The following is a 13,655-nucleotide window of genomic DNA, read 5'->3' as shown; positions in this document are numbered from 1 at the left end:
ACAGGCTCCTCACGGGGTCACGGCACCACGCCCAGTTGCCGCCAGACCGGCAGCACGGCGTGTTCGAACTGGTTCAGTTGCGCGTCGTCCACCTGCACCTGCCAGCCCTCGCGGCGCAGCAGGGCCAGGCCGGTTTCACGCAGCAGACCGCCGCGCAGGCCCGGCATCTCCAGCAGCACCCGCGCCAGGGCCATCTGCTGCGCCGTCGCGGGGATGGACGCTCCCAGGCTGGGCGCCACCAGGTGGCGATAACCGGCCCCCGCCAGCGACCCTTCGGCCAGCAGGCGGTTGAGCCGCTGACCGGCCTCCACCACCACCGGCCCCGGTGACAGCGGGTGGGCATGCCCGGCCCAGGCGAGCATCTGCAACGCCCGGTTGAGCTGGCCGACCTGGGGCGCCAGCGCCGGCCGCCGGGCCAGCTCGGCGAAACTCTGGGGCCCTTCGGCGAGGGCCTGCAGCAGCGGCGAGAACAGAGACGCCTCGCCCTCCACCGGGCCAATGCGGGTGTCGAAGCGCAGGCCGCCCTGGGTCGGCGCCCCCGGCAATGCCGCCCAGCACCCCTCCAGCAAGGCCTGGCGATGGGCGGCCGGCGCAAGCAGATGGCCCGCGCGCTGGTAGAGGTCGCGCCGCTGGGACTGGTTGCGCGCCAGGTCCTTGGCCGTCTCGCGGGCCTCGGTCCTCTGCAGCGCCTCCAACAACGGCAGGCAGGCGCCGGGCACCGACAGCGCGTCGATGTTCTCCAGCGGCACGGCGCTGCCGGCGTAGCCCAGGCCGATCGCCGCGAACTCGCCCATCACCTGGGCCACCGGCAGGGGCTCCCAGTGCTCGCAGAGCAGCTCGTGGGCGAGCTGGGCCAGGTCCTCCGGCTCGCCGGCATCCAGCCGCCGGGCCACGTCGGGGTGCTCGACGAAGTAGCCGGCCCCCGCCGCCTGCCAGCCACGCAGGGCGGAGAAGGCACCACGCAGGCGTTGCGCCGGAGTGCCTGGGGCCTGCTGGGCGTGCTGCCAGATGAAGCGCTGAGCGGCGCGGAACGCCGACAGGCCCGGCTCGGTCATGTAGCCCAGATAGGCCACGCCACCGGGTCGCAGGCGCTGCTGAATAAAGGTGCGGATGGCCGCCCGGTTGGCCGGCGACACCCAGGAGTAGACGCCGTGCAGGACGATGAAGTCGAAGCCCTCGCCCAGGTCCTGCCCGGCCAGCCCGTCGAACGCCGCCTCGACGAAGCGCAGGTTGGCGAGCCCGGCACGGGTCGCCAGGTCCCGCCCGTGGACGATGTGTCGGGGGTTGAAGTCCACCGCGACGAACTCGCCGGCCGGGTTGGCCGCTGCCAGCAGCAGGCTGCCCAGCCCCTGGCCGCAGCCCAGCTCGCAATAGCGAAAACCCCGGGACAGGTCCGGGGCGCTGCGCCCGAGGGCGGTGAGGGTGGCCACCATCCAGCTCGGTGCGAGTTCCGGCTGGACCAGATGGGGATAAGGGGCATCGGCCAGGTAGCCGTCGTGCCAGAGGCTCATGCGCTGCATCCATCATGAAAAGGCCCCGCCGGAGCACCCGGCGGGGCATGGGCCCGCCGTTTCCGGCAGACCAGGAGCCCAGGTCAGAACGAGGCGGTGACGGAGGCGAAGTACGACCGGCCCGGTTCGTTGTAGGTGTTGGCGCCGGCGTCGCTGGCGTTGCCTTCGCGGTAGATGCGCTTGTCGAACAGGTTGTTGATGCCCAGGCGCACGCTGTAGTTCTTGCTGAACTCATAGCCGGCGCTGACGCCCATCAGCCCGTAGGGGTCCACATCCTTCTGCGCGGTGGTGACGTAGGCCTGGTTGGTGCGCTGGTTGAGCGAGGGTGCTTCCTGCTTGCCGTAGTAGGTGCCGCTGACCTGCAGGGAGAGCTGCTCGGTGGCGTACCAGTCCAGGGTGGTGTTGACGGTGTACTCGGGGATGATGCTCAGCGGCTCGCCGCTGTCGCGGTCCTCGGACTGGATCATGTAGGTGAGGTTGGTGTTCCACTCCAGGCTCGGGTCGAGGGCGATGAACAGGTTGCCCTCGATGCCTTCCACCACCGCCTTGCCGGCGTTCTCCCACTGCTGCACGCGGCGGCCGTTGCCCAGGCGGTAGGCGAAGTCATTGCTGCCGACGATCTTGTTCTTGTAGTCGTTGCGGAAGTAGGTGGCGCTGGCGCGCCATTGCCCCATGTCCAGGGCCAGGCCGATTTCCTTGTTGATGCTGGTTTCCGCCTCCAGGTTCGGGTTGCCCACCAGGTAGCAGCCGCCGCTGTTGGTCTGCCCGGCGTTGCAGCCGTTGCCCATGCTGTAGAGCAGGTAGTTGGGGTTGGACTGGTAGAGGTTGGGCGTCTTGTAGGCGCTCGCGATGCCGCCCTTCAGGGTCAGCTCATCGGTGAGCTTGTGGGAGGCGTTGAGGCTCGGGCTCCAGTTGCCGCCGAACTCCTCGTGCTGGTCGTAGCGCAGGCCCGGGGTGACGGTGGTGCGGCTGTCCAGCTCGATATTGTCCTCGGCATACAGCGCATAGCTGCGGGCATCGGTCTTGGTGTTGCCGCGGCTGAAGCCGGGGATGGCAGTGCCCGGGTCGAAGCTCTGGGCGCGCAGGGAGCCCGGGTCGTTGAGGACCTCGTAGAGGTACTCGCCACCCAGGGTGAGCATCTGCTCGAACCCCAGGCTCAGGGGCAGGTTCACCTCGCCGCTGGCGCGGGTGTTGCGCAGGCGCGAGGTGAAGGCCCCGGCGCCGTTGGCAGGCGCGCCTTCGGAGCCGCCGGCCAGACCTTCGTTGAGGCGCCAGTTGCGGGTGTAGTCGTAGGCCAGGCTGGCCTTGGAGGTGCCCCATTCGAAGTCGCCGTTGTGGGTCAGCGAGTAGGCACTGCGCTGCATCACGTTGGTTTCCGAACCCACCAGGCCGCTGACGAAGGCGCCACCGTTGTTGAGCATGGTGTCGCCGGCAAAGATGTTGCCCTGGCGGCTGTAGCTGGCCTCCAGGTCGAGGCTCTGCTCGGGGTTGAGCTGCCAACTGAGCAGGCCGTTGACGTCCTTGTTGCGCACGCCTTCACGGCCCGCCACCAGGGAAGTGGGGTCGCTCTGGTGGCCGGCGTTGAGGTCGGCGTCGTCGGCATCGGTCTTGCTCATGCCGCCGTACACGCGGAAGGCCAGCGCGTCGTTCAACGGGCCGCTGAGGTTGAAGTTGGTGCGGCGGCTGGCGCCATCGGCATCGTCCTCGGGGAGCTGGGTGAACACGGTCATCGAGCCGTGCAGTTCCTGGGTGGGGCGCTTGGTGATGATGTTGACCACGCCGCCCATGGCGCCGGAGCCGTAGCGGGCAGCGGCCGGGCCACGGAGGATCTCGATGCGCTCGACTTCCTCGGCCGGCACCCAGTTGGTCTCGCCACGGGTGTCGCGGTCACCGTTCCAGCCGTAGCGCACGGCGTTGCGCGAGGTGGAGGGCTTGCCGTCGATGAGGATCAGGGTGTTTTCCGGGCCCATGCCGCGCAGGTCGATCTGACGGTTGTTGCCACGGTTGCCGCTGGTGCTGTTGCCGGTGAGGTTGACCCCCGGCTCGCGGCGGATCACGTCGGACAGGTCGTTGGCCGGCGGACGCTTGCGGATGTCTTCGGCGGTGATGATGGAAACGCCCGGCGCCTGCTTCAGCTCTTGCTCGGCAGTGCCGATCACGCGGGTTTCCTGCAGCTCCAGCGCCTGCTCGGCGGCTTCACCGACCTTTGCCTGGGCCTGCTCGGCGACGTCGTCGGCCAGCTCCAGCGTCTCGGCCTGGACCCAGGCCGGCGCGGAGGCGGCCAGCAGGGCCAGGGCGAAGGGGTTGAGGGTGAATCGCGGCTGCGTCATGGGGCACTCCTTGGGCAATCGGGCAGTCACGTGGGACGGGGCATGCCGATGCAGGCGGAGCGATCGCGCTGGTCTTCATTTGGCAGGCCCGAGTCGGACGCGGGTCGGCGCAAATGGTAGTTATTCTTATTTGACAGTAAAGATCATTTACAAACTATACATTTTCCAGCCGCAGGCACAGGCGCAGGCCCCGCGCACCGTTCTCCGCCCACAGGTCACCGCCCTGTGAGCGCAGGGTGCCGCGGGCGATGGCCAGCCCCAGGCCGAAACCCTCGCCCCCCGGCCGGGCACTGCTGAGGCGGGTGAAGGGCCGGAAGATGGCCTCCAGCCGGGCCGGGTCCACGCCGCCACCCTCGTCCTCCAGCCACAACTGCCAGTGCTCGCCCTCACGTTGTGCACCGAGGCGGATGATGCCCTCCGGTGGGGAGTGGCGGATGGCGTTGCGCAAGCCGTTCTCCAGGGCCTGGGCGAGGCCGTTGAGGTTGCCGTGGACGCGGCAGTCCGCCGGCAGTTCGCAGCGCAGGCGCTCTGGCGGCCAGCCGCTTTCGAAGCTGGCGTCCTCGCTGAGCACGGCCCACAGCGAGGCCACGTCGATCACCTCCCGAGGCAGTTGCGGGCGCTCGGTGTCCAGCCACACCAGCTCCAGGGTGTCGTCCACCAGCTTCTGCATGCACTGCACCTCGCGCTCCAGGCGCTGGCGCAGTTGGCCGATCTCCAGCTCGCTCTCCCCCGCCACCCGCAGCCGACTCAGCGGCGTGCGCAGCTCGTGGGAGAGGTCGCAGAGCAGTTGGCGCTGGTGCTCCACCGTGGTTTCCAGGCGCTCGGCCATGTGGTCGAAGGCCCGGGCCAGCTCGCCCAGCTCATCGCGACGGCGGCTGACCTGAGGCGATACACGGGTTGAGAGGTGGTTGCCGCGCAGGGCGTTGGCCTGTTCGCGCAGGTGGCGCAGCGGGGCGAGCAGCAGGCGGTACAGCCCGACACAGAGGAGGAAGGCCAGGGCCCCCGGCACCACGCCGTGGATCAGGACGCGCGCCAGCAGGCTGAACCCGCCGGGCAGGTAGCGTTCGGGCAGGCGCATCACCAGTTGGCCGGCATCCGGCGCCTCGGGAAACGGCAGGCTGAGGATCGGCAACCTGCCACTGCGCTTGCTCATGGGCCAGTCGACGCGCCGCATGAAGGTCAGGCGCCCGCGCTCCTCCACGCTGAGCGAACGGCTGCCGAGACTGTCCAGATCCGGCCCGACCACCACGGCCCATCCCGGCTCGCGGGCCAGGTGGCGTTCCAGCCAGCGGTCGACGCCGACCCGGCCATCGCGCCGCCAGGCCTGCTCGGCCTCTGCGGCATAGTGGGTGAGCCGGGCCTGGGCAGCCTCGGTGAGGTGGTAGCCCTGCAATTCGACGTACTCGCCCCAGGCACGGGCAAGCCAGATCACCAGCACGCTGAAGGCCACCAGCAGCACTGCGAGGGGCCAGAACAGCGAACGCCGCCCGGGCACGTCAGGCGTCCTGCCGGGTGAACAGGTAGCCCTTGCCCCAGGCCGTTTCCACGCGGCCGTTGGTGTAGCCGGCGGCGGCGAGCTTGCGGCGGATGTGGCTGACGTGCATATCCAGGCTGCGATCGTGCTGGGAATAGGCCCGGTGCAGCACCTGCTGATAGAGGAAGGCCTTGCTGAGCACCTCCTCGGCGTGGCGGACCAGGGTCTCCAGCAGGCGGTATTCGGTGCCGGTGAGCCCGGCCCAGTTGCCCTCGCAGGCGACATCGTTCTTCAGCTCGTCGAACTGCAGGCCCGGCTCCTCCAGCGCGGCGGCGGTGACCGCGCCCCGGCGCTCATAGGCCACCCGGCGCAACACCGCGTCGACGCGCACCTGCAGCTCCACCAGGCTGAAGGGCTTGGGCAGGTAGTCGTCGGCGCCCCGGCTGAAGCCGGCGATGCGGTCCTGCTCGGCGCCCAGGGCAGACATCAGGATCACCGGCACGCCCTGCTCCCGGCGCAGTTCGCCGAGCACCTCCAGGCCGTTGCGCCCGGGCAGCAGGATGTCCAGCAGGATCAGGTCGAAAGGCTCGCGACGGGCCAGCCCGAGACCGGCGTCGCCGTCGTGCTGCAGGACCACTTCGAAGCCTCGGCGCCCGAGGTGGGCGGCCAGGTGGGCGGCCAGCACCGGATCGTCCTCGATGGCCAGGATGCGGGCGGCCCCCGGCGAGCAATTGTTCATGACTTGCACCAGCGAATACGAAGCATTCCTCAGAGAGCGCGCATTCTGTCAAAACGCCAGGCAGATTCCCACCGGGCGAGTCGCTACACTTCGGGCACTTTCGTCTAAAGGATTCCGGCGTGTTCAAGGATCTCGGCATCAAGGGTCGCGTGCTGCTGCTGACCCTGCTCCCCACCAGCCTGTTGGCGATGGTGCTGGGCGGCTACTTCATCTGGGCCCAGCTTTCCGACATGCAGGCCCAGCTCCTGCAGCGCGGGCAGATGATCGCCGAGCAACTCGCGCCCCTGGCCGCTCCGGCCCTGGTACGCGGTGACGGCCTGCTGCTGGAACGCATCGCCGACAACGCTCTGGACCAGCCCGACGTGCGCGCGGTGAGCTTCCTCGACCTCGACCGGATGCGCCTGGCCCACGCCGGGCCGAGCATGCTCAATGGCAGCCCGGACAACGACGGCAGCCACACCAGCCAGATCAGCAACACCGATGCCACGCGCTTCATGCTGCCGGTGTTCGAGCGCCACCGGGTGCTCGCCGGCGACGCGCCACCCGCCGAGGGTGACCGCGTGCTGGGCTGGGTGGAACTGGAGATGTCCCACCACGGCACCCTGCTGCGCGGCTACCGCAGCCTGTTCGCCAGCCTGATGCTGATCACCGCCGGGCTGGCCATCACCGCACTGCTGGCGCTGCGCATGAGCCACTCCATCAACGAACCGCTGCGGCGCATCAAGCAGGGCGTCGCGCTGCTCAAGGAAGGCCGTCTGGAAACCCGCCTGCCGCAGTTGGGCAACCACGAGATGGACGAGCTGGCTGCCGGCATCAACCGCATGGCCGAGGCCTTGCAGAGCGCCCAGGAAGAACTGCAGCACAACATCGACCAGGCCACCGAGGACGTGCGGCAGAACCTGGAGACCATCGAGATCCAGAACATCGAACTGGACCTGGCGCGCAAGGAAGCCCTGGAGGCCAGCCGCATCAAGTCCGAGTTCCTCGCCAACATGAGCCACGAAATCCGCACACCGCTCAACGGCATCCTCGGTTTCACCAACCTGCTGCAGAAGAGCGAGCTGTCGCCGCGCCAGCAGGACTACCTGGGCACCATCGAGCAATCCGCCGAGAGCCTGTTGGGGATCATCAACGAGATTCTCGACTTCTCGAAGATCGAGGCCGGCAAGCTGGTGCTGGAGAACATCCCCTTCAATCTGCGCGACCTGATCCAGGACACCCTGACCATCCTTGCCCCGGCCGCCCACGAAAAGCGCCTGGAGCTGGTCAGCCTGGTGTACCGCGACACCCCGGTGCACCTGATGGGCGACCCGCAGCGCCTCAAGCAGGTGCTGACCAACCTGGTGAGCAACGCCATCAAGTTCACCCGCGAGGGCACGATCGCCGTGCGCGCGATGCTCGAGGACGACAGCGAGCCGGACCTGGCGCAACTGCGCATCAGCGTGCAGGACACCGGCATCGGTCTCTCCAACGAGGACCTGCGGGCGCTGTTCCAGGCCTTCACCCAGGCCGACAACTCGCTCTCGCGCCAGGCCGGCGGCACCGGTCTCGGGCTGGTCATCTCCAAGCGTCTGGTGGAACAGATGGGCGGCGAGATCGGCGTGGCCAGTACCCCGGGCGCGGGCTCGGAGTTCTGGATCAGCATCAGCCTGCCGAAGGCCCGCGACGATACCGACGACCTGCCCAAGGCCACCCTGGCCGGGCGTCGCGCCATCGTCTTCGAGCCCCAGGAGCTGACCCGCCAGGCCTTGCGCCACCAGTTGGAGGACTGCGGCCTGGAGGTGCTCGACGCACCCAGCCTGGAGGCCCTGCTGGAGCAGGTCGCCACCCAGCGCCAGGGCCCGCAGGCCATCGGCTTCGCGGTGCTGGCCGCGAGCACCGCGGCGCTGCCGCCGGAGCGCCTCGCCCAGTTCATCTGGGACCTGGAGCAACTGGGCTGCAAGAGCCTGGTGCTCTGCCCCACCACCGACCAGGCGCTGTACCACCCGGTGCTGCCCGACTCCCACAACCAGCTGCAGGCCAAGCCGGCCTGCACCCGCAAACTGCACCGCGCCCTCAGCAGCCTGGTGGGTCCGCGCCCGGTCCGCGTGGAGGCGCCGATGCCGGTGGTGCAGCGGGCGCCGCGCATCCTCTGCGTGGACGACAATCCGGCCAACCTGTTGCTGGTCAAGACCCTGCTCGGCGACATGGGCGCCGAGGTGACGGCGGTGGATAGCGGCTACGACGCCGTGGACGCGGTGTGCCAACAGAGCTTCGACCTGGTGCTCATGGACGTGCAGATGCCCGGCATGGATGGGCGTCAGGCCACGGAGGAAATCCGCCGCCTGGAGGCCAGCCGCGAGACCAGCCCGGTACCCATCGTCGCCCTCACCGCCCACGCCCTGGTCAACGAGAAGCGTGCCCTGCTGCAAGGTGGCATGGACGACTACCTGACCAAGCCCATCGGCGAACGCCAACTGGCCCAGGTGGTGCTGAAGTGGACCGGCCTGGCACTCCAGGGCCCGGTGACGGAGCGCCCCGCCGAGCACGCCGCTCCGGAAGTGGAGCCAGCCGTGCTGGACCCGGAGGAAGGCCTGCGCCTGGCCGCCGGCAAGGCCGACCTGGCGGCGGACATGCTGGGCATGTTGTTGGCCTCCCTGGATGCCGACCGCCAGGCGATCCGCCAGGCACTGGAAGCGGACGACCGCGCCACCCTGCTGGAGCGGGTGCACCGCCTGCATGGCGCGACGCGCTACTGCGGCGTGCCCCAGTTGCGGGCCGCCTGCCAGCGCAGCGAGACCCTGCTGAAGAAGAACGACCCGGCCAGCCGCGAAGCCCTGGACGACCTGGACCGCGCCATCGAGCGCCTGGCCGCCGAGGCCGTCATGTCCTCCTGAGCTGACCTGGGGCAAGGCCCCGGCGGGAAGGGATTCCTAGACTCCGGGCACATTTATAGGAGCGCCCATGCGAACCATCCTGTTCAGCACCCAGACCTACGACCGCGATAGCTTCCTGGCCTGCTCGTCCGACCTTGACCTGCACTTCCAGCCCGCCCGCCTGACCCCGGACACCGCCGCCCTCGCCCAGGGCCATGCAGTGGTCTGCGCCTTCATCAACGATGACCTCTCCGCCCCGGTGCTGGAGCGCCTGGCCGAGGGCGGCACGCGACTGATCGCCCTGCGCTCGGCCGGCTACAACCACGTCGACCTGCACGCCGCCCAGCAGTTGGGGCTCACTGTGGTGCGGGTGCCGGCGTACTCGCCCCACGCCGTCGCCGAGCACGCGGTGGCGCTGGTCCTGGCCTTGAACCGGCGCCTGCACCGCGCCTACAACCGCACCCGCGAGGGCGACTTCAGCCTCCACGGGCTGACCGGCTTCGACCTGGTGGGCAAGCGCGTCGGGGTGGTGGGCAGCGGGCAGATCGGCGAAGTGTTCGCCCGCATCATGGCCGGCTTCGGCTGTGCCCTGCTGGCCTACGACCCTTACCCCAACCCGGCGGTGGAAGCCCTGGGTGGGCGCTACGTGCCCCTGGACGAACTGCTGGCCGAGAGCGACATCGTCAGCCTGCACTGCCCGCTGAACGACAGCACCCGCTACCTGATCAACAGCCACAGCCTGCAGCGCATGAAGCACGGCGCCATGCTGATCAACACCGGGCGTGGCGCGCTGGTGGAGACGCCGGCGCTGATCGAGGCGCTGAAGAGCGGCCAACTGGGCTACCTGGGCCTGGATGTCTATGAAGAGGAGGCCAACCTGTTCTTCGAGGACCGCTCCGACCTGCCGCTGCAGGACGATGTGCTGGCCCGGCTGCTGACCTTCCCCAACGTGATCGTCACCGCCCACCAGGCCTTCCTCACCCGCGAAGCACTGGCCGCCATCGCCCGCACCACCCTGGACAACATCAGTGCCTGGGCCAGCGGCGCGCCGGTTAACCGGGTCGAGGCCTGAACCCCCGGGAGGGCGCGCTGACGCGCCTTCGCAATCCGATGAAGACGCCTAGTCTGTTAGCATGCGCGTCGATTCCGGAGGACTCATGGCCGAACACGATTTCCGCTACACCCTGCTCAACCCCGCCCACACCCTCAACGAATGCCGCGCCCTCGCGCCGGGCCGCTACCAGGTCACCGGGGTCGGTGGCTCGGTGAAGGATGGCGATACCCTGCTGGTCACCCTGCGCGGCAGCCGTGAGCTGTCCATGCGCCTGGAAGTGGAGAAGGTCCGCCACCTGATCAACCCGCCCGGGCAATGGCTGGCCGTGGCCAAGGGCCCGGCATTCAAGGAGCTGTCGATCCTGCAGTGGAAGGTCGACTGCGACGCCTGCGGCAAGCGCCTGGACTTCGAATTCGCCGTGGACGCCAGCCTGGGCAAGCCCGCCGAGACGCCCGCCGCTGAGGCGCGCATCACCGAGCTGGGCTGGGCCAAGTGTGACGGCCGCCACCTCTGCCCCACCTGTCAGGAGACCGTGTGATGAAACGACTCGCCCTGCCGCTGGCTCTGGTCAGCGCCACCCTCGCCGGCTGCGCCACCGAAGGCCCCACCCTGGAAACCGAACGCACCTACCAGGTGGAGTGGATCGGTGAGCGCCCACTGATCGACCGCAGCCACCTGACGCTGACCCTGGGTCACGACGGCCGCGCCTACGGCAACGCCGGCTGCAACCACTGGTTCGCCTCCTACACCCTGGAGGGCGAGCGCCTGAGCTTCGGCCCGGTGGGCAGCACCCGCAAGGCTTGCGCCCCGGCCCTGATGGAGCAGGAGCAGCGCTTCCTGGGCTTCCTCCCCGGCGTGCAGCGCTGGGACTTCTCGGCCACCGAGCAACTGCGCCTGTGGCCGGCTGAAGGCAAGGCCCTGCGCCTCTGGCCGGAGCGCTGAGTCGGCGTCAGAACAGGCTGAGCTGTTCGGCGGCGCCGCGCAGGTCCTGCAGGCGCACGCCGATGCCGATCAGCCGCACCGGGCGCTCGCCCCGCGCAAAGGCGGCGCCCAGCAACAACCGATAGCTGTCCAAGTCCCGCCCGGCCCCGGCCTGTTCCAGAGTGGTCTGGGTGAAATCGAGGAACTTCAGCTTCACGAACGGCTTGTCCGGCCGATAGCTGGCATCCAGCCGGGCCAGGCGCCGCTCCAGCTCTTCATGCAGTGCCGGCAGGCGCTCCAGGCAGGCCGCCAGGTCCGGCAGGTCCTGGTCGTAGGTGTTTTCCACGCTCAATGACTGGCGCCGGCTGTCCACCTGCACCGGGCGCTCGTCGTGCCCACGCGCCAGGTTGTAGAGGCGCTCGCCGAAGCTGCCGAACTCCCGCACCAATGCCGTCAGGCTCCATTCCCGCAGGTCCGAGCAGAGGTGCACACCGAGGCGCCCGAGCTTGTCGGCCGTGACCTTGCCCACCCCATGCAGCTTCGCCACCGGCAGCTCGGCGACGAATGCTTCGACCTGGTCGGGGGTGATGACGAACAAGCCATCGGGCTTGCGCCAGTCACTGGCGATCTTGGCGAGGAACTTGTTCGGCGCCACCCCGGCGGAGACGGTGATCCGCAGCTCCTGCCAGACCCGCCGGCGGATCTCCTGGGCGATGCGCGTGGCGCTGCCGCTGAAATGCGGGCTGTCGGTGACGTCGAGGTAGGCCTCGTCCAGGGACAGCGGCTCGATGCGCTCGGTGTAGTCCCGCAGGATGCCGTGGATGGCCTTGGAGGCCTCGCGGTAGGCCTCGAAGCGCGGCTTGACGATGAGCAGGTCCGGACACAGCTTCAGCGCGTGGCGCGAGGACATCGCCGAGCGCACGCCATAGGCCCGCGCCTCGTAGTTGCAGGTGGCGATCACCCCGCGGCGATCCGCCGAGCCGCCAACGGCCAGCGCACGCCCTACGAGGCTGGGGTCGTCACGCATCTCGATGGAGGCGTAGAAGCAGTCGCAGTCAATGTGGATGATTTTCCGCTGGCTCATAGAGGCGGCACAGATCAGGGCTGCGCGGGCGGGGCGCACATCTATATGAAGGGAGGCGGATTCTAGCGGATTCGCGGCAAGGCGGCCCGGCCGCGTGAGGGCCGGGCCGACGGGGTCAGGCAGGGCAGGCAGCCAGCGCGCGCTGGTAATGGACGGGCCAGTCCCGACGGGCGGCCTCATCCACCGCCCAGTGACGCTGGTAGCAGGCCCAGGCGCCGGCCTCATCCCCGAGCGACGGCAGGCCGGCCGGGTCGCTCCATAACAGCAGGCGCGCCAGAGCGGCGGCGAGCACATCATCATGCTCCAGCGCGCTGTAGACCCGCTCGGCAATCGGCGGCACCTGCCGGGCATCACACACCGCCACGGCCATGTCGCGGGTCTGCGCCGCCCGCAGCACGCCCCCCACCATCACCCCGTCGGGCACGGCCCGCCAGTAACCCCGGCCTGGGCCACGGGCGTCCCGCCGGCTGTGGAAGCCACTGGCGGCCAGGCCGCTGGCCAGCAGCAGCACCTCCTCCTCGCGCCCGGACAGGGGCTCGGGCAGCAGGGCCAATGCAGGGTGCAGGATGGTGCGACGGATCGCATCGAGCATGAGGAGTCCTCCGAAACGATTACGCAGTCGGGCTGGGCAAGAACCGCCCACCCTGACGAAAAAAGCCCCACTCAAGGAGTGGGGCTCGCCGGGAGAGGCGGCGGGCGTACCGGGTACGACCGCCCGGCCAGTATCCCCAGCGCCGGACGCGCATCAACGCCCGGAACTTCAATCAGAAATCTCCTACCCTTTTCTGACAACTTTCCCATTCAGCCTCCCGCTAGCCTGCTCGGGTGCCTGGTAATGGAAGGACCGGCACCCTCGAGGCCGGTCCCTACCCCGTACCGGCCTCGAGGTCTTTCCTACCCCCTCAAGTAAACAATTCTCCCGGCTGCAGGCCATGTACCACGGGGGATGACGCCGTTTCGACACGCTAAGTTTCTGAAGAAAAACCACTTTTTCAGAAATCAGTTGTTGACAGGGGCAGATTAATCGCTAGAATGCCGACCCACAGACGCGGGATGGAGCAGTCTGGTAGCTCGTCGGGCTCATAACCCGAAGGTCGTTGGTTCAAATCCAGCTCCCGCAACCAAACAAAGAAAGGCCACTCAATCGAGTGGCCTTTTCTTTTATGGGGGTTTTTCTTCACCGCCAGGAGCGCCAGGGAAAAGTTGCACGCCGGGGCTTGGAACTTGAGCGTCGAGCCCACATCCTGTGGCGCACATTTCCATGAGGTGCTCGATGCGCGCCAGCCCCGCAACCCCCGATGAGTCCGTCCTGCCCGATGACGAGCAACCAGTCGATGCCAACCAATTGCGCTGGCTCGATCGCCTGAGTGCCTATCGGCAACCCTTGGGACTGGCCTTTACCCTCCTTCTCTTCACCCTTGCCCTGGTGGCCTGCTGGCACCTGCTGCGCGAACTCGACCCTGATGCCCTGCGCGGTGCCCTGCACGACGTGCCAGTGAACAGCCTGCTGGCGGCCGTCGGCGCCACGGCAGTGAGCTTCATGGCGCTGGTGGGCTACGAATGGTCCGGCCTACGCTTCGCAGGCGTGCGCATCCCGCTGCCACGCATGGCACTGGGCAGCTTCTGCGCCTCAGCCATCGGCAATGCCATCGGCCTTTCGGTGGTCACTGGCGGTTCGGTGCGCTAC

The 13,655-nt window shown here is 68.7% G+C and carries 10 protein-coding genes, 1 tRNA gene and 1 pseudogene; 6 read left to right on the top strand and 6 right to left on the bottom strand.

All coding sequences use genetic code 11. The annotated features are described in order from the left end of the window. Positions 1-17 precede the first annotated feature (17 nt). The 4 genes from A7D27_RS06085 to A7D27_RS06070 all read right to left on the bottom strand — a co-directional run bounded on the left by A7D27_RS06085 (position 18) and on the right by A7D27_RS06070 (position 6,054). Positions 18-1,511 carry a class I SAM-dependent methyltransferase gene (locus tag A7D27_RS06085; protein ID WP_069564384.1) on the bottom strand — a complete coding sequence of 498 codons (1,494 nt, stop codon included), beginning with the start codon at positions 1,509-1,511 and terminating at the stop codon, positions 18-20. 83 nt (positions 1,512-1,594) lie between these two features. Continuing rightward, positions 1,595-3,841 carry a TonB-dependent siderophore receptor gene (locus tag A7D27_RS06080; protein ID WP_069564383.1) on the bottom strand — a complete coding sequence of 749 codons (2,247 nt, stop codon included), beginning with the start codon at positions 3,839-3,841 and terminating at the stop codon, positions 1,595-1,597. Between the two features lie 154 nt (positions 3,842-3,995). Further along, entirely contained in the window at positions 3,996-5,336 is a 1,341-nt protein-coding gene (locus tag A7D27_RS06075) for a sensor histidine kinase (RefSeq protein ID WP_069562230.1), read from the bottom strand. A 1-nt stretch (position 5,337) separates the two neighbouring features. Then, positions 5,338-6,054: a response regulator transcription factor gene (locus A7D27_RS06070; RefSeq protein WP_069564382.1), complete on the bottom strand. Its 717-nt coding sequence runs from the start codon at positions 6,052-6,054 to the stop codon at positions 5,338-5,340. Between the two features lie 119 nt (positions 6,055-6,173). Here A7D27_RS06070 and A7D27_RS06065 point away from each other — a divergent pair, with 119 nt between their 5' ends. From A7D27_RS06065 to A7D27_RS06050, 4 genes are all read left to right on the top strand, one after another. After that, a complete protein-coding gene (locus A7D27_RS06065; RefSeq protein ID WP_069562232.1) occupies positions 6,174-8,930 on the top strand; it encodes a response regulator in 2,757 nt (918 codons plus the stop codon). A 67-nt stretch (positions 8,931-8,997) separates the two neighbouring features. Next, positions 8,998-9,981, top strand: coding sequence for a 2-hydroxyacid dehydrogenase (locus tag A7D27_RS06060; protein ID WP_069564381.1), 984 nt, complete (start codon positions 8,998-9,000; stop codon positions 9,979-9,981). Between the two features lie 85 nt (positions 9,982-10,066). Next, positions 10,067-10,501 (top strand): hypothetical protein, encoded by a 435-nt coding sequence (locus tag A7D27_RS06055; protein ID WP_069564380.1) that lies wholly within the window; start codon positions 10,067-10,069, stop codon positions 10,499-10,501. Then, positions 10,501-10,905, top strand: coding sequence for an META domain-containing protein (locus A7D27_RS06050; protein WP_069562235.1), 405 nt, complete (start codon positions 10,501-10,503; stop codon positions 10,903-10,905). Before A7D27_RS06055 ends, A7D27_RS06050 begins: the two co-directional genes overlap by 1 nt. Before the next feature lie 7 nt (positions 10,906-10,912). Here the strand turns inward: A7D27_RS06050 and dinB are convergent, their stop codons facing one another. Beyond that, positions 10,913-11,968, bottom strand: a complete 1,056-nt coding sequence (gene dinB / locus A7D27_RS06045; RefSeq protein WP_069562244.1) for a DNA polymerase IV — start codon at positions 11,966-11,968, stop codon at positions 10,913-10,915. A 115-nt stretch (positions 11,969-12,083) separates the two neighbouring features. Next, the gene (locus A7D27_RS06040; RefSeq protein ID WP_069564379.1) at positions 12,084-12,560 is read right to left on the bottom strand and encodes a hypothetical protein; all 477 of its coding nucleotides are present in this window, start codon (positions 12,558-12,560) and stop codon (positions 12,084-12,086) included. A gap of 455 nt (positions 12,561-13,015) precedes the next feature. Here A7D27_RS06040 and A7D27_RS06035 point away from each other — a divergent pair. Both A7D27_RS06035 and A7D27_RS06030 read left to right on the top strand, forming a co-directional pair. Further along, positions 13,016-13,092, top strand: a tRNA-Met gene (locus A7D27_RS06035). Between the two features lie 149 nt (positions 13,093-13,241). Continuing rightward, positions 13,242-13,655, top strand: a pseudogene (locus A7D27_RS06030) (hypothetical protein); the annotation flags it as partial.

Source organism: Pseudomonas sp. 1D4, from assembly GCF_001728925.1.
GTDB classification, from domain to species: domain Bacteria; phylum Pseudomonadota; class Gammaproteobacteria; order Pseudomonadales; family Pseudomonadaceae; genus Metapseudomonas; species Metapseudomonas otitidis.
Note: the sequence above shows the minus strand (reverse complement) of the source record. Positions and strands in the feature narration are given on the sequence as shown.